This window comes from Pseudomonas sp. LFS074, assembly GCF_047978165.1.
Classification (GTDB): Bacteria; Pseudomonadota; Gammaproteobacteria; order Pseudomonadales; family Pseudomonadaceae; genus Aquipseudomonas; species Aquipseudomonas putida_P.
In genome coordinates, this window is the sequence record NZ_JBFPFV010000001.1 from 2,166,697 (window position 1) to 2,187,671 (window position 20,975).

The following is a 20,975-nucleotide window of genomic DNA, read 5'->3' on the forward strand; positions in this document are numbered from 1 at the left end:
CAACCACTGTGGAGCTACATCATGACTCAAGCAAAAACTACCCTCGGCCTGCTCGGCGCCGCCCTGATCGGCAGCATGGCACTGAGCAGCAGCGCGTTTGCCGTCGAACCATTGGCCCAGGGTTACCAGCTGGCATCGGCCAAGGTGGCCGGCGAGGGCAAGTGTGGTGAAGGCAAATGCGGCGCCAGCGGCAAGGTCACCCAGAGCGAAGGCAAATGCGGCGAAGGCAAGTGCGGTGACGCCTCGTTCGCCAAGACCGACAGGGACCACGATGGCAAGGTTTCGCGCGAAGAGTTCGTGGCGGTGGCCAAGGACCGTGCGGGCGACTTCGACAAGATCGACAGTAACCATGATGGCTTCATCTCCGAACAGGAAGCAGCGGATCACCTGAAGGCGATTTACCAGGCCAACGGCAAGGCCATGCCTGAAGGGCTGTTCAGCCACTTGAACAATAAGTCCTGACCTTATCCCTTGATGTGATGCAACGCCCCTCCTGCTGGTCAGGCGGGGCGTTGTGCCTGTTGGAGACCTGTTTATGCTTCCCGCACTGTTGAATACTGGGTTGGGCTTGCGCCGTGGCCTGTTGCCGGAACTGCTCGCCATGGCGCCGGGTGCAGTGGACTTTCTCGAATGCGCGCCGGAAAACTGGATTGCCGTGGGCGGTGCCTACGGTAAGGGGTTGGCCGAGTTGGCGGAGCGTTTTCCCATCACCTGCCATGGGTTGTCGTTGTCGTTGGGGGGGAGTGCGCCGCTGGACTGGCAGTTCCTCGACCAGATCCGGCAGTTTCTCGATCGCCACCAAGTGCGCTTGTATAGCGAACACCTGAGCTACTGCAGTGATGACGGGCACCTGTACGACTTGATGCCCATCCCGTTCACCGATGAAGCGGTGCACCATGTGGCGGCGCGCATACGCCGGGCGCAGACGCACCTGGAACGGCGTATCGCTGTCGAGAACATCAGCTACTACGCCGCCCCTTACGCTGCGATGAGTGAACTTGAATTTATTCGTGCAGTACTCGATGAAGCCGACTGTGACCTGCTGCTGGACGTCAACAATGTATTCGTCAATGCCTGCAATCACGGCTATGACGCCCGGGAATTCCTTGAAGGCTTGCCCCGGGCGCGGGTGACCTGCATGCACATTGCCGGTCATTACGATGAGGCCCCGGACCTCAAGGTCGACACCCATGGGGCGCCGGTCAAGGAAGATGTCTGGGCACTGTACGCGTTCGCCTGTGAACGCTTTGGGGTGCAGCCGACCGTGCTCGAACGTGACTTCAACCTCCCCCCACTGGCACAGCTGCTGGAGGAGACAGCACGTATCCGTGACATGCAGCGTAGCTGGGGAGGGCAGAGGCATGAATGAGACCTTGCGCGAACAGCAATACGCCTTGGCTCGCCACCTGCGCGACCCGCTGCGCAATGCTCCGCCACCTGGCGCGCAAGCACGGCGCCTGAAGATTTACCGGGAGTTATTCTATGGCGCCATCGAAGGCTTGCTGGCCGGCAGCTTTCCTGTCATGCGCCAGGCCCTGGGCGAGCAACGTTGGCATGTGCGGGTGCGTGATTTCTATGCCAACTACCGTAGCCAGACACCGTTGTTCACCGAGATTGCAGAGACGTTCGTCGATTACTTGCAAGGCGTGCAGCCGGATGCGCCCTGGCAGTTGGAACTGGCGCATTACGAGTGGATCGAGACGCAGCTGTACCTGAGCGATGCCGAGGATCCGCTGCATGATCCTGCGGGTGACCTGCTGGCTGGCGAGCCGCTGTTGTCTTGCGTGGCGCGGGTGCTGGCCTACCGGTGGCCGGTTGAGCGCATCAGCGCCGATTACCAGCCAACGGTTGCGCCAGAGGCGCCGACCTTGCTGCTGGTTTATCGCGATGCGGGGTTGCAGGTGCGCTTTGCGCGGTTGGCACCGATGGCGTATCGGTTGCTGGTGGAGCAGGGGCGTGGACGGGAGCGGTTGCAGGCGTTGGGTGGGGATCTGGAGCAGGGGCTGGGGTTGCTCCAGGGGATGCGCGAAGCGGGCATCATTGTCGGCACGGTTTGAGAGCATTGGGGGCGCAAAACGCCCCCGCGATACTACTTGCTGAACCGCATCCTGAGCCAATGATCCAGGCTCAAGCGCCCGGCGCCCTTGAGCAGCAGAGGCAGCAATGCAACCAAGTAGATCAGCGGCAATTTGTAATTGCCAAAGCCCTGGTCGGTAATCGCATACCCCTGCGCCAGCTCAGCCAAACCTGACCAGTGCGCCGGCCAATGCACCGCCGCAATCGCTACTACGGTCACGACCATCAAGCCAAAGGAAGCCAGCCGGGTACCCAGGCCCAACAACAGCAGCAACGGCAGCACCAGCTCCGCCCACATCGACAGCTGCCAGTTCAGCTCGACTGGTAGCAGGTTGAAGGGGAATGGGAAGCGGGTTTGCAGGTCGGCGAACCAGTTGCTGCCATTGAACTTCTCCCAGCCGGATTCAAAAAACTCCCAAGCCAGGAACAGCCGTAACGGCAGGTCGGCGCTCCAGCTGCCGATGTGGTCGAAGGTGGTCAGGGTAATGGCTTTCATCAAGGTGGCTCCCGGGGCTAGTTGTGTGACCGGGAGTGTGTGGTTGTGGGGTGTCTGCAGTGTGTCGGCGGTGCGGGGGTTGTGTATCGGATTGTAGGTGCGCGCTTTTCAGTTGAGCTCGATCCGTGCGCACAGCCCGCCACTTTCGCGGTTGCTTAGGGTCAGTCGCCCCCCCATGGCCTGGATCAGCTGGTGGGCAATGGCCAGCCCCAAACCGGTGCCACCCGTGCTGCGATTACGCGAACCCTCCACCCGGTAGAACGGCTTTAGCACTTCATCCAGTTCGCCACTGGGTATCCCAGGCCCGTTGTCGAGCACACGGATCACGGTCATGCCGCCCTCGCGGCACACTTCCAGTTCGGCAGCACCGGCAAACTTGAGCGCGTTATCCACCAGGTTCACCAGCACTCGGCGCAGGGCATGCGGGCGGGTTTCCAGCAGGCTGCCGGTGCTGCCGTGGCGCGCCACCTGGGCGCCGCTGTCCTGATAGTCGAATACCAGGCTGTCGAGGAAGGCATCAAGGTTGACCCTGCAAGGGGCTTCGGTGCTGGTATCCATGCTGCGGGCATACGCCACGCCTTCGCGCACCAGGTGCTCCATTTCGCCTAGGTCGCTCCACAACTTGTCCTTTTCCACCCCCTCGTCCATCACCTCGACGCGCAGCTTCATGCGGGTGATCGGCGTTTGCAGGTCGTGGGAAATGGCCGCCAGCAACTGCATGCGTTCCTTGAGGTGGGCAGCGATGCGCGCCTGCAGGGCGTTGAAGGCCACCGCCGCGTAGCGCACCTCGCGGGGGCCGCTTTCATCCAGTTGCACACCGGGGCGGTCCGGGTCGAGGTTGTCCACCGCCCGGGCCAGTCGGGTGAGCGGGCCGATGGCCAGGTGCACTGCCAGCCAGGTACACAGCAACAGCACAGCCAGCTGAATCAGCAGTACCACGGGTAGCCAGCGTGCCACCGGCACCGGCGACGGGGTCACGTCGATGGTCAGTGGCGCACCGTCGGCCAGGTTCAGGTGTGCCTGGAAGTGCGCATTCGGTCCGGGGATTTCCTGGAAGGTCAGGCGATAGTCGCTGCCAATGGCCTTGACGATCGACTCGGCGGCCATCGGCGGGTCGCTGCTGGTCATTGCTTCGCCTGTCTGGCCCTGGTCGAGGCGGTAGCGATAGGTGCGCCGTTCCAGGCGTGGCAGCCAGGCAGCACGTTCGGCTGCGGGAAGGCGGTCGAGGATGGCGACCGAAGTGGCCACGTCCTGCTCCAGGTTGTTGAGCATCATCGAGCGGCTACTGATATAGCGCTCGTAGGCCTGCAGGCCGAACGACAGGCCGTAGGCCAGCACCAGGCCGGTGAAGAAGATCAGTGCCAGGCGCGAGGCCAGGGTACGAGGCCATTTCATGACAGCGACTCGAGCAATTGCACCGGCAGCGAGAACACATAGCCCTCGCTGCGCACGGTCTTGATACAGCTGGGCTCGCGGGCATCGTCGCCCAGTCGTTGGCGCAGGCGGCTGACCAGCAAGTCGATGGAGCGGTCAAAGATGTCGGCCTCGCGGCCTTGGGTCAGGTTAAGCAGTTGTTCACGGCTGAGCACCCGCTGCGGGTGGTCGAGGAACACCCGCAACAGGCGGTATTCGGCGCCGCTCAGGGCCACCAGGGTACCTTCGCTGTCGAGCAGGTGGCGGGCGGTGGTGTCCAGGCGCCACTGGCCGAAAGCAAGCAGGCGGCTGCTTTCGCTGATGGTCAGGTTGGGCGGCAGCATGCGCGTGCGGCGTAGCACGGCGTTGATACGGGCGAGCAGTTCGCGGGCCGAGAACGGCTTGGTCAGGTAATCGTCGGCGCCCATTTCCAGGCCGATGATCCGGTCGGTTTCGTCGTTGCGGGCGGTCAGCATCAATACCGGGGTGTTGCGGTGCTTGCCGGCACGCAGTTCACGGCACAGCAGCAGGCCATCGTCGCCGGGCATCATGATGTCGAGCACGATCAGGTCGACGCTGTTGGCTTCGAGAAAGGCGCGCATCTGCCGGCCGTCGGCGACGATGCTGGTACGCAGGCCGTTCTTCTTCAGGTAGTTGCCGACCAGTTCGCGGATTTCGCGGTCGTCGTCGACGATCAGGATGTGATCGACGTGTTCCATGCGCTGCGTTCCTGTGCAAAGAGGGGATGGGCGCAGTGTACCGAGCGCGTTCGCGCTTGCCTGCGGGGGTTTGTATTGCAGTGTATCTGCCATGGGTACAGATACAGCAGAAAGCACATCACCGTGTTGGGCGACACATACGGGATACCTGGCAGGCGTGAAATGGCTCTCGACCGGGGAACAACACTCCCCACACCCAAGTGTTACTCAGGAGAGATGCCATGAACGTCAAGACTTTCGCCAGCGCCAGCCTGTTCGCCGTGCTCAGCTTCGGTGCCATCGCTGCCCAGGCCGCCGCTACCCCGATGCACGATGGCGGGGCCATGCAGTACCGCTACGGCGAGCACCTGGATGTGAAGAAAGTGCTGTCGGTGCAGGATGATCAGAGCAATGCCTGTGGGCTGGTGAACACCCGCATGGACTACCTTGACTCCCATGGTCAGCCACAGAGCGTGCAGTACCGTACCTACGCCACCGGCGGTTGCCATGACAATTGATCGCCGCCTGATGTTGAAGGTGGGTGGTGTTGCCCTGGCGTTGACGGGGCTGGGCCTGGCCGGGCACCTGATGGCACGCGACAGCTACGGCGCCATGCCGTCGCTGTCGGGCGCCAGCCAGTGGATCAACTCGGTGCCACTGGATGGCCCGGCGCTCAAGGGTAAGGTAGTGCTGGTGGATTTCTGGACCTGGGACTGCATCAACTGCCAGCGCAGCCTGCCGCATGTCAACGAATGGGCGCGGCGCTATGCCGACCAGGGGCTGGTGGTGGTTGGGGTGCACACGCCAGAGTACGACTACGAGCATGATGTCGCCACCTTGCGGGGCAAGGTGGCCAGCCTGGGGATTGCCTACCCGGTGGCGGTGGATAACGACTACAACGTGTGGAATGCCTGGGGCAACCAGTTCTGGCCGGCCCATTACTTTGTCGACCGCAAGGGGCAGGTGCGCCATGTGCACTTTGGCGAAGGGGATTATGGCGGGCAGGAACAGGTGATACAGGCTTTGCTGGATGAAAAAGGGTGATCGGCCTGCATGGCCAGTCAGCGCCGCCGCAGCACAGTGGCCAACCCGACAGTCAGCACCACGGCGCAGAGCATGGCCAGGCTGATCGTGATGGCCATGCCCAAGGTTTCGAGCAGCCCCGCCAACACCAGATAAAACGCAATGACCCCCACTGCGCCGATCGCATTGCCCCGCACCATCGCCGCCATTGCGGCCCGCCCGCCCTGCACATGGGCGAACACCACCAGCGGCCAGGCAATCACCGGGATCGGCGCCAGCATGCCGCTGGTCGCCGGGCCCAGCCAACTGGCCAGGCGGGTGATGACCATCAGCAGGCAAGTGGCAGACACCATGCGCAGGGGGATCTCCCAGTAGCGGTGCCGGGGGCGGGCCAGGGTATCCGGCGTGGGCTCGCGGCCGCTGGCGTCGATCAACACGCAGATCAGCGCCAGCGCCACGGCAATCGACAGGTACAGGCTGCCCCAGTGGGTAAACGCATAGGCGGCCAGGCCATAGCACAGCAACGCCAGCAGGACGGACGCAGCGATGCCGAGGCGGCGGGTGGCCAACAAATAGAAGGTGTAGGTGGTCTGCACCGCTGCCAGGCCACCCAGTGCACCGGGTATCGCCCCCAAGGCAAAGGCCGGGCCCTGTTCCAGGCAGAGAAAGGTGATCACCAACGCCGAGGTGATCGGCAGGCCGGACAGCAGCCCACCCAGCAGGCCGCCCCAGCGCCGGGAAGCAAGCGAGATGGCCCACATCAACAAAGGAGTGACCGTCAGTTTCAGGTAAAACAGGGTCATTGCGGGTGTATCCAGGCTAATTGAAGGCGCGCCCGCCGTCGGCATTGGGTGGGGCGCGGATGCGTCAGGCGCGGCTGGCCTCCAGGGCCTGGGCCAGGTCGGCGATGATGTCGTCGCTGTGCTCGATGCCGATCGACAGGCGCACCATGTCCCGTGGCACGCCGGCCTTCTCCAGCTCCTCGTCGTTGAGCTGGCGGTGGGTGGTGGAGGCGGGGTGGCAGGCCAGAGACTTGGCGTCGCCGATGTTCACCAGGCGCACCACCAACTGCAGCGCATCGATGAAGCGTGCGCCGGCCGCCTGCCCGCCCTTGATGCCGAACGACAGGATTGATGCCGGTTTGCCGCCGGTATAGCGCCGGGCCAGTTCATGCTCGGGGTGGTCGGGTAGCCCGGCGTATTTCACCCAGGCCACCTGTTCGTGGGCCTGAAGGTACTGGGCGACCTTCAGCGCATTTTCGGTGTGGCGTTCCATGCGCAGGGCCAGGGTTTCCAGGCCTTGCAGGATCAGGAAGGCGTTGAACGGTGACAGCGCGGCGCCCGTGTTGCGCAACGGCACCACGCGGCAGCGGCCGATGAAAGCGGCAGGGCCGAAGGCTTCGGTGTAGGTGACGCCGTGGTAGGACGGATCGGGGGTGTTGAGCAAGGCGAACCGTTCTTTGTTGTCGGCCCAGGGGAACTTGCCAGCGTCGATGACGATGCCGCCGATACTGGTGCCGTGGCCGCCAATGTACTTGGTCAGCGAGTGCACGACGATGTCCGCGCCGTGCTCGAACGGTCGGCACAGGACTGGGGTGGCCACGGTGTTGTCGACGATCAGCGGCACACCGTGACGGTGGGCGGCCTCGGCCAGCGCGGCAATATCGACAATGTTGCCAGCGGGGTTGCCAATGGACTCGCAGAACACCGCCTTGGTGCGTGCGTCGATCAACGCTTCGAGGGCGGCGATGTCGTCATGGGCGGCGAAACGGGTGTGGATGCCCATGCGTGGCAGGGTGTGGGCCAGCAGGTTGTAGGTACCGCCGTACAGCTTGGCCACCGAGACGATATTGTCACCGGCTTCGGCGACGGTCTGGATGGCGTAGGTGATGGCCGCCATACCCGACGCCACCGCCAGCGCGCCCACCCCGCCTTCGAGGGCAGCCATGCGCTGCTCCAGCACATCGTTGGTCGGGTTCATGATGCGCGAGTAGATATTGCCGGCCACCTTCAGGTCGAACAGGTCGGCGCCGTGCTGGGTGTCGTCGAAGGCGAAGGAGGTGGTCTGGTAGATCGGTACGGCCACCGCCCGGGTGGTCGGGTCGGGGCTGAAGCCCGCATGGATGGCAAGCGTTTCCAGCTTCATGCAATCGTTCCTTGAGCGTGGGTGGAAGCGTTCGAGCATGCGTCGGCGGGCGGGCGTGGGTCAAGGACGTCGTGGTTGTGCCCGTGCGCCTGCGCCGACTGTAAAGATAGGCAAAGTTTCCCCGGGCCATCATGCCGCAGCTCTAGAATCCGCCCGCTGCCAAGCCGGCCAACGGCGGGCAGCGGATCTAGCCTAGTGGAGCGTTGCTATGAAGTTGAAACACCTTTTCCGCGCAGCCCTGGTGGCGGCGCTGGTATCCGCCTTGTCGGGTTGCTGGATGTTCATGCCGCCGGGTGGTGGTGGGGGGCATGGTGGTGGCCACGGCGGTGGCGGTGGCTTTGGCGGCCACCAAGGCGGCGGCCCACGCTAAGCTGCCCCCCTGCACAGAGCGGTCAATTATTGCTGTGCGCTGCCACCGCGTTGGCCAGCAGCTTGAAAACCTTCAGTGGGCTCATTTCGATGGGCTGGTCGGCCGGCTGCGCATTCGGCGTTACCCACGCCTCGTCAGAGTGTGAGTACACCGAGCTGTAGTGCATATCGTCCAGGCTTACCCCGGGGGCGCTCCAGGACAGCATCAGGGCGAGCAGCAGATGCTCTCGCAGCCCTGCGCGTGGTACGTGGTCGGCCGACTTGGCGAGCGCAGCGAACATCCTGTGCAGAAATGCCCCCAAGTGCTCTACTTCTTCAGGTGTAGCCCGTGCTGCACTGCCACGGTACAGCGAGACGTGGCAGATCGACTTGTCGCTGACCTCCTCGGGTAGCGGAACCAGGATATCGGTCGGCATCTCCGGTATTTCGAAGCTGAGCAAATGGTCGAATCGATCGTCGCGCTCAGGCGTACGGTAGTAATCGAAGTACTGAGGCATGAAGCCATGTTCCCTGGCGGTGGTCAATGTGACGTCGATGATGAAACCCAGGCGTTGCAGACCCTCAAGCATGTAACGGATGCCTTCGTCGAGCACTTCGCGATAATTGCGGTTGCGCTCACCTTGAGCGTTGAAAATGTGCCCTTCGACATCCCGCACATCAGCCAGCAAGTTGCGCAATACGTCACGCCGGCCTGCATAGAAATACTGCCAGGCGTGCTCCCAACGCACCTGTTCGAAGTCCACGGCAGGTTGAACGTGAGTGGGTAGCGCCGATTGTTTGGCCTGCAGCGCGTTGATCTGTTTCTTCAGTTCTTCAACCTGTGCTGTCAGTGCCCTTTCCTGGGTCGACAGGCCTTCACGCATGCCCAGGCGCAGTGTGTCGATACGCGTCTGTCCGGAGACTGGGTATTTGAAGCGTGCCACTGCAGGGCGGTGGTCCCCCAACACATGTTCGCACCAGCGTGCGAAGGTCGCGTGCTCGCCATTCGCCTTGGGCAAGCGTTTGCTTAACTTGTTCAGTGTGCTGTCGTCGAATTCGCTGCAATCAAGCAAGACGTCGTAGCGTTTCAGGATGTTCAACTGAACCTGTTGAACGAGGGCGTCGCGATCCATGCCTAGGGGCTCCGTGGCGGTAGAGAGGGCTGCGCAGCACAGCACGGGCAGTTTACGTTGCCGGTAAATTGATGGCTACTGGCTATCGTGCTGTAGGTGTTCAGCTTGCACCGTTTCGGCGGGTGGCACGGCGGCCTGGGAACGCTGCAGCGTAGCGTTCTTGTTCGCCACGCCGAACGGCACATGCACCATCGGCAGATTCCCCGCTGGCGATTGCAAATGCGTGCGCTGGTCGTCGAAGAACACATGCGGTTTGAGGATCGACAGCACCCTGGGTTTCTCCATCCCACCCAGAAAGAAGCACTCATCTGGCGACACGCCCCAATCCTTCAAGGTGGTCACCACCCGCTCATGGGAAGGTGCATTGCGCGCCGTGACGATGGCAATGCGCAAAATTCGCTTGTACGTCGGGTCCTCGGCCAGCTTGCGATCTTCAAGCATGCGTATCAGCGAAAGCTTGCGGTACAGGTCCGCCAACGGCCCAGGCGAATGCGGGGTGCCCTTGTGCACGCGCTCATGTTCCTGAAAGTCGTCCAGGTTGTCGTTGCGCTTGTACACGCTCTCGGCCTCGTCGTCGGCGATCACGCCATCGAAGTCGAAGGCCACTCGCAGCTCTGTGTCGATTTCATCGTCGTAGATGCGTGTAGGCAGCACGCGCCCGGCCGGGTAGTTGGCGTCGATGGCTTTTTGCACGTCTTCCTCATTGGCACTGAGGAACAGCGAGGCATTGAATGCCGGGATGTATTCGTAAGGCGAGCGGCCCGACATGAACGCCGCGCGGGTGATGTCCAGCTGATAATGGTTGATCGAGCGAAACACCCGCAGGCCGGTTTCGGGCGAGTTGCGCGAGAGCAGTACCACCTCCACTGGCAATTGCTCGGGGAAGGCTTGATTGATGCTCAGGAAGCGGCGAATGAAAGGGAACGCCACACCTCGGGGAAACGGCTCGTCCAGGTTTTGCTCCTGGTGTTGGCGATAGGCCTCGACACCTTCGGACTTGTAGATGTCGTCCGAGACAGTGAGGTCGAACAGCGCACTCGAGGCAACGCCGATGACCAGTTTTTCTTCAATAGGGTAGGGCATGAGTTGCTCCTGCAAGTGGCCTGAAAGCGAGTGTACGCGCACGCTGCGTCGAAAGCCCTCAGGCCTCCGGCGCCAGCCCGAGCAGTACTTGAATCTGGTGTTGCAGCTGGCTCACATGTTCGCGCTCCGTGCGCAGAGCCGCGTGCAGCGTGCTGTTCTCCTGCCTGTGGATACGTGCGGTGTGTTCCAGTTCACGGTCGCTTTGCAGCAGGCTCCATATCTCGCCTTGGCGGACAAGTTGGAGACACACCAGCAGCAGAGTAATGCCGCAGACACCCAGCAGGGCGATTTCGATTGCTTCCATGTAACGTTCCTCGGGAGTGGTCATCAGCTGGTAAGCAAAAAGATATGTCGCCAATAATTACATGTCGATAGTGATGACTTATACAGGTAAGAGAATGGTGCAGGTTCAGCGGGACTCGCCCTGGCGCGTCATGACGCAGCGGCAGGCAATTTGATATCACTCAGTGCAAGCGATGCCACGGTGGACAAGGCTTTGCCAGCATTGAGGGTGCCGTGAGCAGACGGTGCACGCCTTCACCAAGATGTGACTGGCTACTTTACATATCTGGCTTGGTCAGCCTTGTCAGATACCTGGCCAATTTCTCAATTCCATAACTCATCAGTGGATCCGGTGATGCCATTTTGATAGCTTCCCCCGCTTTATCGCAGTATCCGGATAGATTGATGAACCAGCCACACGAACACAGCACTCTGACGCCTTCCAGCGAGGCGGATGTGGACAGGGTGATCGAGAACACTATTGAGGCAGACGCTTTGACCCGGCAGGCCACCGAGCAAGGCGCGTTGCTGGCCAGTATCGAGGTGCTGAACAAGAAGCTGGTGGCAAGTACCCTGGCCCGGGTGCAGAAGGAAGGGGCGATTCGCAAGAGCCTTGAGCAGCATCAGCAGCAACTGGCAGCCAGCAACCTGGCCCGGGAAGGCCTGTCCACCACAATGACCACGGCGTTGAAGAAGCTCGCACTGGCAACCAGCGCTCAGGCAGACCGTGTGGACAGCGTGGAGTCACGGCTAGCAAGCCTGGCTGAGCGTCAATGTGAATGCGAACAGCAGTCAGCACCCGGTTGGCCAGCGTATCTGGAACGGCACGCCGTGTCGTTGCTGGCCTTGGCCGTGGCGGTCTTTACGCTGGGGCTGCACCTGCTCGGTTAACGCGGACCGGCATCGCGCAGGGTGGCTTGGCCCTGGCGTTCTATTGCCGTCAGATCAGGATGTAGTCGCTGCGTACCACCAGCGGCTCATGCGGCCCTTCGACCAGGTGCACAAACTGCCCGTCCACCTGATCGATCGCCAGGCAGTCATCGACATCGAGCAGGGCATCGGTGTGCGGCTTCAGCCAATGCGCTTGCATCCGCTGCTTGCCCAGGGCCTTGGCTGCAGCCTTGTTGTGGGCGGCAACCAGCAGGAAGCGGTGCGCCTCGCCGAACACATCGCGTTCATACCCGCCGAGGTTGATGAAATACAGGCGCAGAGCGCCGCGTGCGGGTGAGCCCGGGCGCAGTTCAATGCGCTGGCCGTCTACGCCGTGCACTTCCAACCACGAATCGATGTGCAAGCCTTGCGGGCTACCGAACCACGCCTTGCGCAGCTGCGGGTAGGCCTGTTCGAAGGTATCGGCCTGGGCGAATACCACGTCGTGGACTTCAATCTTGGCGCCGGGGTGGCGGCCTCCGAGCATGACGACGTAAAGCATGGGCGATCCTTTGCAGGGTTGATGTAAGCGTGCGGCATTAGGACAGGTGCTGTATCAGAAAGTCCACAAAAACCCGCACTCGCGCGGGCATCGCCGGGCCACCGACGAACACTGCATGGATCGGCTCGCGGTCGTCAGGGTTGTATGCCTCGAGCAACGGCACCAGCCGCCCACTGGCCAGGTCATCGACCACGGTGAAGGTGCCGATTCGCGCGATGCCGGCACCCAGCCTGGCCAGTTGCGCCAAGGCTTCACCGCTGCTGCATTCGATATTTCCCGCCACCCTCAACGAGAACGTTTGCCCGTCGCGACGAAACGGCCAGTCGGGGGCGGCGCGGCGGAAGTTGAAGCGCAGGCAGTTGTGCCGGGCCAGGTCTTCAGGCTCAAGCGGGGTGCCGCAGCGTTGCAGGTAGTCAGGTGAGGCAACTACCACCTGGCCGGTTTCGCCAATGGTACGGGCGCTCAACGAGCTGTCCGGAAGGTGCCCGAAACGCAGCGCCACGTCGGCCTGGCCGCCGAGAATGTCGGCTACCTCGTCGCTGAGGGTCAGGTCGACCAGCACCTGCGGGTAGCGCGCGCTGAAGGCTGCCAGTAGCGGCACGACGGTCAGCCGGGCATGGCCCAGCGCAGCGCTGACCCGCAAGCGCCCGCGTGGCACGCCCTGGTCTGTGATGGCCTCTTCGACTTCGAGCATGTCTGCCAGCACCCGCCGCGCGCCGCGCAAGTACGCCTCACCCTCGGGGGTGAGGGTGATCGCCCGGGTGGTGCGCAGCAGCAGGCGAGTGCCCAGGCGCTGTTCGGTGCGGGCGAGGATGCGGCTGACCGCGGAAGGCGTCAGGTTCAGTGCCCGCGCGGCAGCCGATAGGCTGCCCTCGTGTGCCACCCTGGCAAAAACCTCCATCTCTCCAGATCTGCCACTGAAGTCCATTTGTGCCTCACAAGCAAAGGTGGTTCGCAAAAAAGCAGTCTAGTGCGACTTTGAAACAGATCGTAGCATTCGCGGCATAGATAAGGAGCTTGCCATGCGTATCAATCCACCTCTCGTCGCACTCGCCATCGGTGCCTTTGGCATCGGTGTCACGGAGTTCGCCCCCATGGGCATGTTGCCCAGTATCGCCACCGACCTTGGTGTTTCCATTCCTGCTGCCGGGCTGCTGGTCAGTGCCTATGCCATTGGCGTGCTGATCGGCGCGCCTTTGATGACCCTGGCCACGGTGAAGATCCCACGGCGTTACCTGTTGATCGGGCTGATGGCCATTTTCACCCTGGGTAATTTGATGTCGGCCCTGGCCAGTGACTACGCCAGCTTGCTGGTGGCCCGCGTGGTCACCTCGCTCAACCACGGTGCTTTCTTCGGCATCGGCTCGATCGTCGCGGCCAGCGTGGTGCCGCCCGAGAAGCGCGCTGGGGCCGTGGCAGCCATGTTCATGGGCTTGACCCTGGCCACCATCGGCGGAGTGCCGTTGGCGACCTGGTTTGGTGAAATGCTGGGCTGGCGCACGGCGTTCTGGGGTATAGCCGGGCTTGGCCTGGTGGCGATGACCACGCTCTGGTACGCGCTGCCCAATGTGGCCGCGCCCAAGGGGGATGGGGCCCTGGCCGAAATCCGCGTGCTAGGCCGTGGGCCGGTGCTGGCGGCGTTGTTGCTGACCGTGGTGGGTTCCAGTGCGATGTTCACGGTGTTCACCTACATTGCGCCGATCCTGCAAAGCGAAGCGGCGGCGTCCACCACCTTCGTGACGGCCATGCTGGTGTTGTTCGGTGTCGGCCTGACCCTGGGCAACGTGTGGGGCGGCAAGGCGGCGGATCGCTCGATCGATCGCACGTTGATCCTGTCGTTGGCCGTTTTGATTGCCGTGTTGCTGGTGTTCCCGCTGGTGCTGGACTGGCCGCTGCCGACGGCTCTGGCGATCCTGGTCTGGGGAGCAGCGAGCTTTGCTTTGGTTCCACCCCTGCAGATGCGGGTGATGGAAGCGGCCAAAGATGCGCCCAACCTGGCATCGGCAGTCAACATTGGCGCGTTCAACCTGGGTAACGCGATTGGCGCGGCACTGGGTGGCGCGGTGATCAATGCGGGGCTGGGTTACCCGGCGATTTCCCTGGCGGGCGCGGCGATGGCGGCGTTGGGGTTGGTGATGGTGCTGCTGTTTGCCTGGCGTGGGCGAGTAGTGGCTGCAGCGGGGCAGGTGGCGCTGTAGCACGCTGAGTTCGCGCCCCTACCGCGACACAAGGTCGCTTCCACAAGTGCAGCGCAAGCTCCAGGTGCTGCGCGGTCTCTGTGGGAGCGGCCTTGTGTCGCGATGGGCTGCAAAGCAGCTACCGCCCCTGTACACACCCACCCCGCCCGCCGATAAAAGTCGTTGTTGGCGTTACGGCGTACCATTGCGGCCATGCAGGTGATAGGCCGGGCGCTCGCTCAGGCGTTCGTAGTAGTCGCGCACTGCCGGCAAGTGCGGGTGCTCGAATGGCGTTTCGAACCAGCGATTGACCGACAGGCCGATAGGGATGTCGGCCAGAGTGAACTGGTTGCCGGCCACATAGGCACCGGTGCCGGCCAGCTGACGGTCGAGGATGTGCATGTAACGCGACCACTCCGCGCAACCGGCCGCAAGCGCCTGTGGGTCTTGGTGGGCGGGTGAATGCCTGACCAGCGACATGAACGCGTAGCTCCACGAACGGTTCAGGTCCGAGGCCTGCCAGTCGATCCACTGGTCGATCCGGGCCCGCGCCTGCGCTTCGCTTGGATAGAACGCGGTGGCGCCGTAGCGGTTGGCCAGGTAGCGGATGATGCTGTTGGACTCCCACAGCGTAAAGTCGCCATCCTGGATCACCGGGACCATGGCATTGGGGTTCAGTGCCAGGAACTCGGCGTTGTCGGTGGGCTGAAAGCCTGACCCCCAATCCTCACGCTCGAACGCGACCTCGAACTCGGCACAGGCCCACAAAACTTTCCGCACGTTGATGGAAGAGGCTCTGCCCAGTATCCGTAGCATGGTGTTCGTCCTTGTGTAGGGGAGGTTGATCGTCCGCCACTGCCGTGCAGTGGTCAAGGGGCCGAACAGCGACGGAACCGCCCTTCGTAATGTTCTTGTAGTCCATTTCCGAAAGTAACCCTTTTCACCCCCTTGGCTATTGTGGAGGTAGCCGGAGCACCCTAGTCTCCGCACGCCCGCAACCCACCAAGCCCGGTCAGGCTTGCCTGGGGGGCGTGAAGTTGGCACCCTTGGGCGGTTTTGAACGTCTGTAACACGACAGAAGGAAGTATGCATTGAGCTGGGACAAGGTGGGGAAGCTTCTCGTCGCCGTGCTGATTGGCCTGATGGTCCTGTTGGCCGCCTACGCGTTGCTCAGGGGCAACCCGCGCTTGGAGGCGTCACTGACCTATGCCTACCTCACTTACCCCAGCCAGTTCAGCGAGCGTATCAGCAAGGCCAGCGAACAGCTCAAGTACGAACAATTGCAGGGGCGCATCAACAACATCGAACAGGGCGAACTGAGCCATGACCAGGTCGAGCGGCTGATCGAAATGGCTCAGGCACCGTATGCCCAACTGTTCGCCAAGCCGTTCGAAGCCGGGCTGGTCGACCACCGCACCGGCTTGCTCATCGAGCTGCGCAACAGTGGTGACGCGCAGGTACGCCAGGTGAAAATCCGCCTGCCAGCCAAGGGCCTGGTGCAGGTGCGCGATGCTGCCGGCAACGACACGCTGCTGGAAACCGCAACCGCCCAGGTGGAGATCCCGGCCATAGAGCCAGGCGGTACGTGCAAGGTGTGGGTGTATTTCGACGCAGACTATTCACAGATCCGCCAGGGCGGGGTCAGCATCAGCCACGCCAACGGTGCCGCCAATGTGCAGGTGTACCACGAGGTCATCGGCTTCCCGGCCTTGGTGGCCCGCTACAGCCGCGAGCTGATGGTGTTGCTGGGAGCGCTGGCGGCCACCGTGCTGGGGTTGGGCTACGCCTGCCTGGCACGACGTACTACGCGGTAAGCGCCTGCAGAAAAATGCGGGCATGCGTGTGCTGCAATCAAAGGTTATTTGCTGCAAACGCAACGCTGCCCCATTGACCACCCTTTATAGTGCTCGGCATTACAAGAGCCATGCCGAGCCTGCCTGATGATCCCTTCCCTGGACTCCATTTTTTCTCGCCTGCGCCTACGCCAGTTGCGTCTGTTGATCGAGCTGGACCGTTGCGGTTCGCTGCACAAGGCGGCCGAAGCCATGGCCATCTCCCAGCCCGGTGCCACAAAGGCCTTGCGCGAGGTGGAAGAAGTGCTGGGCGTACCGTTGTTCCAGCGCTTGCCTAGTGGTTTGGTGGCCAACGATGTGGGCCGTTGCGTGGTGCGCTATGCGCGGCTGATTCACAGCGACCTGGGGCATTTGCGCGAAGAAGTGCTGGGCATCGTACAAGGCCAGGGTGGGCGGCTGGCGGTGGGCTGCATCATGGGCGCTATGCCGGCGCTGGTCAGCGCCTTGGGGCGCTTGCGCCGCAAACAGCCACAGTTGGCCGTGGAGATCGCCGAGAACACCAGCGCCAATCTGCTCGCTCAGCTGGATGAGGGGCGGCTCGACCTGGCCATCTGTCGACCGGGCCTGGGCCGTAACGCTGCGGAATATGCCTTTGTCGAACTGGCTCATGAGCCACTGGCGGTGGTCGCGCACCCACAGCACCCACTGGCTGGGGCGATGGCTCTGGAGATCGGCGAGCTGAGCCAGTACCGTTGGGTTGTCTACCCGGCCAACATGCCCATGCGCCAGGCGCTGGAGCGCGAGTTGAGCGAGGCCGGAGTGCAAGTGCCACGCTATCCGCTGGAAACCTTCTCCACCTTCGCCACCTTCATGCTGCTGGAAGATGATCCGAGCCTGGTGGCGGTCATCCCGAGTGCAGTGGCGGCCTTCGCCGAACAGCGTGGGTTGCTGGTGTCGCTGGCGGTGCAGCTGCGGGCGTTGAGCGAGCCGTTCGGCATCGTGCACCGGGTAGCGGCGCCATTGTCGCCAGCGGCGCGGTTGCTGGTAGAGGAGTTGGTAGCTGGTTGACGCGCCACAGTGCCTATCCACCCCCGACCCGTTGTTGCAGCGCTGGTGGGGATAAGCAATGGTTATTGGTAGATCAGCTCTTTTCATTATCGGTGGCCGTGACCGGCGTTCTAGATTGTACCGGCACGGCCTGCCTGCAACCCTGTAACTGCATTACATCTAGGAGCAACCCAATGGATCTAGGTATTACCGGCCGCTGGGCCATCGTCTGCGCGGCCAGCCAGGGCCTGGGCAAAGGCTGCGCCGAGGCGCTTGGCAAAGAGGGCGTCAACCTGGTCATCAATGCCCGTACCGACGCCACCTTGCAGCAGACCGCCAATGAGTTGCGCGCGGCTAATCCGGGCATCGAGGTGCGTACCGTAGCCGGTGATGTAGCCGATGCCGAGGTACGTCAGGCGCTGCTGGCGGCCTGCCCGCAGGTCGATATTCTGGTCAACAACGCCGGTGGCCCGCCACCGGGGGACTTCCGTGACTGGGGGCGTGAAGACTGGCTGAAGGCGTTGGACGCCAACATGCTCACCCCCATCGAGCTGATCAAAGCGGTGGTCGATGGCATGGCCGAGCGGGGGTTCGGCCGGGTGGTGAATATCACTTCAGGCGCAGTGAAGGCACCGATCGACATACTGGGCCTGTCCAATGGCGCCCGCAGTGGCCTGACCGGCTTCATCGCCGGACTGGCCCGGCAGCAGCGCCTGGCGGGCAGCAACGTGACGCTGAACAACCTGCTGCCCGGGGCGTTCGACACGGCGCGTCTGCAAAAGACGTTGAAGGCGGCAGGCGGTGATGTGCAAGCCACTGCCCAGGCGCGGCGCAAGGCCATTCCGGCGGCACGCTTTGGTGATGCCGGGGAGTTCGGTGCTTATTGCGCGTTTCTGTGCAGCGCGCAGGCCGGATACATCACCGGGCAGAACCTGCTGATTGATGGCGGGGCGTATCCGGGTACGTTCTGAAAGCTGGGGCTGTAAAGCAGCCCCAATATTCAGATTGAATCAGCCCGGTGATCAGTGAATCGCCACCGGGTTGATATTGACTTGAGTCGAGCCCTTGTACAGCGGCTGGCCCAGCACGAACAGGAACTCGAACGCCTTGTCTTTCACCAGCGCGCGCGTGTCGATCAATTCCAGGTTGTAAATGCCACGCTTGGCCAGCATGAATTGGTTGACCGGGAACTCTTCACCGGTCGGGTTGGGGTATACCTCGGAGGCCCAGGTATCGCCACCGAAGGCGACGATGCCCTGATCCGCCAGCCATTCGGCAGCCGGTAGGTCGATGCCTGGCTCGGTGGCGAGGAACTGCTGGTTATCCTTGCCGACCAACTCCAGCCAGCCGGTGTTGAACAGCACCACATCACCCTTGCGCAGGGTAATGCCTTCTTTCTTCAGCACCGCCTTGATGTCTGCGACGGTAAACGCGGTGCCACCCGGTACGATGGCCTTGCCGAAGTAGGCCGTCATGTCCAGCACCACACCACGCGTGACCATGGGCGGTACTTTCTCCACGCCGAGCTTGGTCACGCCTTCGACGGTGACGAAATCCGCAGCCTTGTTGCCGTTGTAGTAGACGTTGTCGATGCCGATATGACCGATGCCGTTGAGCTGGGTGCCAACGCCGGTCCAGCCGTTGACCAGTTCATCGTTGAAGCTGAACTTGTTGCGGCCGAGGGTCTGGCCGGCCTGCTCGCCGGGCTGGATGTTGTACAGGTGAAAGCTGCGGTGGCGGAACGCCGGCAAGTCCTTGCTCACGGGTACGGCCAAGGGGTAGGTCTTGCCGGTCTTGACCAGGCCGACGGCCTGCTTGACCACGTCTGGGGTGAGCAGGTTGGCAGCGCCGATTTCATCCTGCTTGCCGTACGGCGAGTGCTGCCAGTCGGTGGCAAGGGTAGCCTGGGCAGTGGTCGCCAAGGCGACGGCCAGCAGCAGGGGCTTGAAGCGTTTCATCGTGTACTCCTGAAAGTGATGCGTTGTCAGGAGCGAATTCTGCGCAGGGCCGGCACCGGGAAAAAGCGCTCGGCAGGACAATGATATTTGCCTGCCGGTCAACAACCGCCATCGTGCAGCGCCAGGCTCTGGCGCAGCTGTTCCAGCATGGCCACGCGCAGCGTCTTCGGGGCCTGCACGCGGATCGAACCCGCTTGCGACAGCAGCCAGCCCATCAGTGCCCGGTTGTCGTCGACGGTGGCCACCAATGCCGCGCCGCCGCTCGCTTGCGGGGTCAGCTGCATGTCTGCGGACAGCGGGGATTCTTTCAGCAGGCGCGCCAGTGTGTCGTCCACCCAGGCGTGCAGTTCAACCTGTGCCGGGGGTGTCAGTATGTCCGGTTGCAGTGGCTGCGCATCGACCAGGCTCATGCTCGGTTGCCAGTACCAACCGTAGGGCATGCCTTTGCTGTTGCACTGCAGCGGGAACAGCGCAGCGAGCTCGACCAGGTCGCGCTCGACGGTACGTTTGCTGGTGGTATGACCCACGGTTGTCAGGGCGGCCTGCAACTGGGTAGAGCTCATGCCCGGATGGCGGCCGGGCAGCAACTTGAGCAACTGCCACTGGCGGGCAATAGTGTGGCGGGTTGGGTGGCTGGGCAAAGGGCTCGTCCTTGAGGGCAGGCACCAAGCCTGCCTGAGTAATGGCGTTTAGCTATTGCCCAGCATACCTTGTCACAGAATGGGATCCAAGTTGCGCGGATGCCCTTCAGCCGAGGCGCGTCACCCATTTGCCTGCGCCTTGGCCTTCTTTCAATTGCCGCAGTGCATCGGGCAGCGTGGCGAAGTCGAACTCACGGCGTTGAGGCGCGATCAGGCTGCCATTGGCGACAGCCTGCAACAGCTGTTCACCAGCCATGCGCAGGGCCTGGCGATCTGCCAGGCGGCCATGGGCATGCACGCTGTTCAGCGCCACTTCATGCAGCGAAATGGCTGTGCTGAAGGCGGCTGTTGGCGCGCTTTCCTGGCGGTCCTGGATGCACACCAGGTGCCCGTTGTAGCCCAGCAGGTGGGCGAGGCTGCCTGCGTGGGCGCCACTGACGGTGTCGAACAGGGCATGCAGCGGGCGCTCACCCAGGGCGACCTGCAACTGCTGTTGCCAGTCGGCGTCGTGGTAGTCGAACACGCCGCTTGTGCCCAGCGCCTTGAGCGCCGCGTGGTGGCGCTGGCTGGCTGTCGCCCATACGCGCAGGCCACGTTGTGCGGCCAACTGCGCCAGGTAGAAGCCCACCGCACCACCGGCACCAATCACCAGCACATCGCGGCTGGTGCCTGCCGGTATCTTGGCCAGGGCCTGCCAGGCGGTCAGCGCGGGGCAGGGTACGGCGGCGGCGGCGCTGTCGCTGAGTGCGCTGGGGATGTGCATCACCAGGCTGGCATCGAGCAGGCAATGCTCGGCGAAACTGCCGTCGCGAGCCAGCGACTGATGGTAAGCCACGCGGCTGCCCAAGGGCAGTTCGACGCCTGCGCCAGCGGAGACGACCACTCCGGCGCCATCCACACCCGGTACTGTGCCTTGCTGCCAGGCCGGATGGCCCCATTCGCAGATTTTCCAGTCCACCGGGTTGAGGGCTATAGCTCGGTTGGCCACCAGCACTTCGCCGGGGCCGGGTTGCGGCAGGGGTTTGCGCAGCAGCTGCAGGCCTTCGAGGCCGGCGTTCGGGGTCCAGCCCCAGGCTTGATAATCAGTTGGCATGGTGCGGGTCCTTGTGAGACGAGTATGGGCGGCAGGCTAGCGCAGATGAGGCGGGGGATACAGGCGGGGGTGGGACAAGGTGTTTTGACGGGGGGGCAAAAGCGCTTTGCCCCCACCCTCGAATCTTGCAAGGGGAT

The 20,975-nt window shown here is 62.9% G+C and carries 25 protein-coding genes; 11 read left to right on the forward strand and 14 right to left on the reverse strand.

The genetic code is table 11. The features are described 5' to 3' along the window. The first annotated feature begins 21 nt into the window (after positions 1–21). From ACNQP3_RS09955 to ACNQP3_RS09965, 3 genes are all read left to right on the forward strand, one after another. Entirely contained in the window at positions 22–462 is a 441-nt protein-coding gene (locus ACNQP3_RS09955) for a hypothetical protein (RefSeq protein WP_060492817.1), read from the forward strand. 73 nt (positions 463–535) lie between these two features. Next, positions 536–1,369, forward strand: a complete 834-nt coding sequence (locus ACNQP3_RS09960) for a DUF692 domain-containing protein (RefSeq protein ID WP_012271657.1) — start codon at positions 536–538, stop codon at positions 1,367–1,369. Further along, positions 1,362–2,057 (forward strand): DNA-binding domain-containing protein, encoded by a 696-nt coding sequence (locus tag ACNQP3_RS09965; RefSeq protein ID WP_060492816.1) that lies wholly within the window; start codon positions 1,362–1,364, stop codon positions 2,055–2,057. Before ACNQP3_RS09960 ends, ACNQP3_RS09965 begins: the two co-directional genes overlap by 8 nt. Positions 2,058–2,089: 32 nt before the next feature. On the opposite strand, the gene ACNQP3_RS09970 is transcribed toward ACNQP3_RS09965, so the two are convergent. The 3 genes from ACNQP3_RS09970 to ACNQP3_RS09980 form a co-directional block, all read right to left on the reverse strand. Beyond that, positions 2,090–2,572, reverse strand: a complete 483-nt coding sequence (locus ACNQP3_RS09970; protein ID WP_012271658.1) for a DoxX family protein — start codon at positions 2,570–2,572, stop codon at positions 2,090–2,092. A 108-nt stretch (positions 2,573–2,680) separates the two neighbouring features. Further along, positions 2,681–3,967 carry a sensor histidine kinase gene (locus tag ACNQP3_RS09975; protein ID WP_012271659.1) on the reverse strand — a complete coding sequence of 429 codons (1,287 nt, stop codon included), beginning with the start codon at positions 3,965–3,967 and terminating at the stop codon, positions 2,681–2,683. Beyond that, positions 3,964–4,704, reverse strand: coding sequence for a response regulator (locus ACNQP3_RS09980; RefSeq protein WP_012271660.1), 741 nt, complete (start codon positions 4,702–4,704; stop codon positions 3,964–3,966). The genes ACNQP3_RS09975 and ACNQP3_RS09980 overlap by 4 nt, the downstream gene beginning before the upstream one ends. A gap of 221 nt (positions 4,705–4,925) precedes the next feature. Between ACNQP3_RS09980 and ACNQP3_RS09985 the strand changes: the two genes are divergently transcribed. Further along, positions 4,926–5,201: a DUF2790 domain-containing protein gene (locus ACNQP3_RS09985; protein ID WP_012271661.1), complete on the forward strand. Its 276-nt coding sequence runs from the start codon at positions 4,926–4,928 to the stop codon at positions 5,199–5,201. 10 nt (positions 5,202–5,211) lie between these two features. Continuing rightward, positions 5,212–5,727, forward strand: a complete 516-nt coding sequence (locus ACNQP3_RS09990; RefSeq protein WP_041166457.1) for a thioredoxin family protein — start codon at positions 5,212–5,214, stop codon at positions 5,725–5,727. 17 nt (positions 5,728–5,744) lie between these two features. Here the strand turns inward: ACNQP3_RS09990 and ACNQP3_RS09995 are convergent, their stop codons facing one another. Both ACNQP3_RS09995 and ACNQP3_RS10000 read right to left on the reverse strand, forming a co-directional pair. After that, complete coding sequence (locus ACNQP3_RS09995) at positions 5,745–6,509, reverse strand: hypothetical protein (RefSeq protein ID WP_012271663.1); 765 nt, start codon at positions 6,507–6,509, stop codon at positions 5,745–5,747. Positions 6,510–6,573: 64 nt separating this feature from the next. Further along, a complete protein-coding gene (locus tag ACNQP3_RS10000; protein WP_012271664.1) occupies positions 6,574–7,851 on the reverse strand; it encodes a bifunctional O-acetylhomoserine aminocarboxypropyltransferase/cysteine synthase in 1,278 nt (425 codons plus the stop codon). A 208-nt stretch (positions 7,852–8,059) separates the two neighbouring features. Between ACNQP3_RS10000 and ACNQP3_RS10005 the strand changes: the two genes are divergently transcribed. Then, entirely contained in the window at positions 8,060–8,221 is a 162-nt protein-coding gene (locus ACNQP3_RS10005) for a hypothetical protein (RefSeq protein WP_176729454.1), read from the forward strand. A 22-nt stretch (positions 8,222–8,243) separates the two neighbouring features. Here the strand turns inward: ACNQP3_RS10005 and ACNQP3_RS10010 are convergent, their stop codons facing one another. The 3 genes from ACNQP3_RS10010 to ACNQP3_RS10020 form a co-directional block, all read right to left on the reverse strand. Further along, positions 8,244–9,332 (reverse strand): hypothetical protein, encoded by a 1,089-nt coding sequence (locus tag ACNQP3_RS10010; protein WP_264316981.1) that lies wholly within the window; start codon positions 9,330–9,332, stop codon positions 8,244–8,246. A 75-nt stretch (positions 9,333–9,407) separates the two neighbouring features. Further along, positions 9,408–10,415, reverse strand: coding sequence for a 5'-nucleotidase (locus ACNQP3_RS10015; RefSeq protein WP_012271667.1), 1,008 nt, complete (start codon positions 10,413–10,415; stop codon positions 9,408–9,410). A gap of 58 nt (positions 10,416–10,473) precedes the next feature. Then, the gene (locus ACNQP3_RS10020) at positions 10,474–10,719 is read right to left on the reverse strand and encodes a hypothetical protein (protein ID WP_041166458.1); all 246 of its coding nucleotides are present in this window, start codon (positions 10,717–10,719) and stop codon (positions 10,474–10,476) included. A 383-nt stretch (positions 10,720–11,102) separates the two neighbouring features. Between ACNQP3_RS10020 and ACNQP3_RS10025 the strand changes: the two genes are divergently transcribed. Beyond that, the gene (locus ACNQP3_RS10025) at positions 11,103–11,588 is read left to right on the forward strand and encodes a hypothetical protein (RefSeq protein WP_060514130.1); all 486 of its coding nucleotides are present in this window, start codon (positions 11,103–11,105) and stop codon (positions 11,586–11,588) included. A gap of 49 nt (positions 11,589–11,637) precedes the next feature. On the opposite strand, the gene ACNQP3_RS10030 is transcribed toward ACNQP3_RS10025, so the two are convergent. Beyond that, positions 11,638–12,129: a DUF1543 domain-containing protein gene (locus ACNQP3_RS10030; protein WP_012271670.1), complete on the reverse strand. Its 492-nt coding sequence runs from the start codon at positions 12,127–12,129 to the stop codon at positions 11,638–11,640. A gap of 37 nt (positions 12,130–12,166) precedes the next feature. After that, positions 12,167–13,057 carry a LysR family transcriptional regulator gene (locus tag ACNQP3_RS10035; RefSeq protein ID WP_012271671.1) on the reverse strand — a complete coding sequence of 297 codons (891 nt, stop codon included), beginning with the start codon at positions 13,055–13,057 and terminating at the stop codon, positions 12,167–12,169. Positions 13,058–13,151: 94 nt separating this feature from the next. Here ACNQP3_RS10035 and ACNQP3_RS10040 point away from each other — a divergent pair, with 94 nt between their 5' ends. Further along, positions 13,152–14,327 carry an MFS transporter gene (locus tag ACNQP3_RS10040; protein WP_012271672.1) on the forward strand — a complete coding sequence of 392 codons (1,176 nt, stop codon included), beginning with the start codon at positions 13,152–13,154 and terminating at the stop codon, positions 14,325–14,327. Between the two features lie 171 nt (positions 14,328–14,498). On the opposite strand, the gene ACNQP3_RS10045 is transcribed toward ACNQP3_RS10040, so the two are convergent. Then, on the reverse strand, positions 14,499–15,122 hold the full coding sequence (locus ACNQP3_RS10045; protein ID WP_060492812.1) for a glutathione S-transferase family protein: 624 nt from the start codon (positions 15,120–15,122) through the stop codon (positions 14,499–14,501). 275 nt (positions 15,123–15,397) lie between these two features. Between ACNQP3_RS10045 and ACNQP3_RS10050 the strand changes: the two genes are divergently transcribed. The 3 genes from ACNQP3_RS10050 to ACNQP3_RS10060 all read left to right on the forward strand — a co-directional run bounded on the left by ACNQP3_RS10050 (position 15,398) and on the right by ACNQP3_RS10060 (position 18,117). Beyond that, positions 15,398–16,120, forward strand: a complete 723-nt coding sequence (locus tag ACNQP3_RS10050; RefSeq protein WP_041166459.1) for a hypothetical protein — start codon at positions 15,398–15,400, stop codon at positions 16,118–16,120. A 126-nt stretch (positions 16,121–16,246) separates the two neighbouring features. Continuing rightward, a complete protein-coding gene (locus ACNQP3_RS10055) occupies positions 16,247–17,167 on the forward strand; it encodes a LysR family transcriptional regulator (RefSeq protein ID WP_012271675.1) in 921 nt (306 codons plus the stop codon). Between the two features lie 173 nt (positions 17,168–17,340). Next, on the forward strand, positions 17,341–18,117 hold the full coding sequence (locus ACNQP3_RS10060) for an SDR family oxidoreductase (RefSeq protein WP_012271676.1): 777 nt from the start codon (positions 17,341–17,343) through the stop codon (positions 18,115–18,117). Positions 18,118–18,168: 51 nt separating this feature from the next. Here the strand turns inward: ACNQP3_RS10060 and ACNQP3_RS10065 are convergent, their stop codons facing one another. The 3 genes from ACNQP3_RS10065 to ACNQP3_RS10075 form a co-directional block, all read right to left on the reverse strand. Next, entirely contained in the window at positions 18,169–19,104 is a 936-nt protein-coding gene (locus ACNQP3_RS10065) for a cyclase family protein (protein WP_012271677.1), read from the reverse strand. Between the two features lie 98 nt (positions 19,105–19,202). After that, entirely contained in the window at positions 19,203–19,745 is a 543-nt protein-coding gene (locus tag ACNQP3_RS10070) for a WYL domain-containing protein (protein WP_012271678.1), read from the reverse strand. A 106-nt stretch (positions 19,746–19,851) separates the two neighbouring features. Continuing rightward, the gene (locus ACNQP3_RS10075) at positions 19,852–20,838 is read right to left on the reverse strand and encodes a zinc-binding dehydrogenase (RefSeq protein WP_264316982.1); all 987 of its coding nucleotides are present in this window, start codon (positions 20,836–20,838) and stop codon (positions 19,852–19,854) included. Positions 20,839–20,975 lie beyond the last annotated feature (137 nt).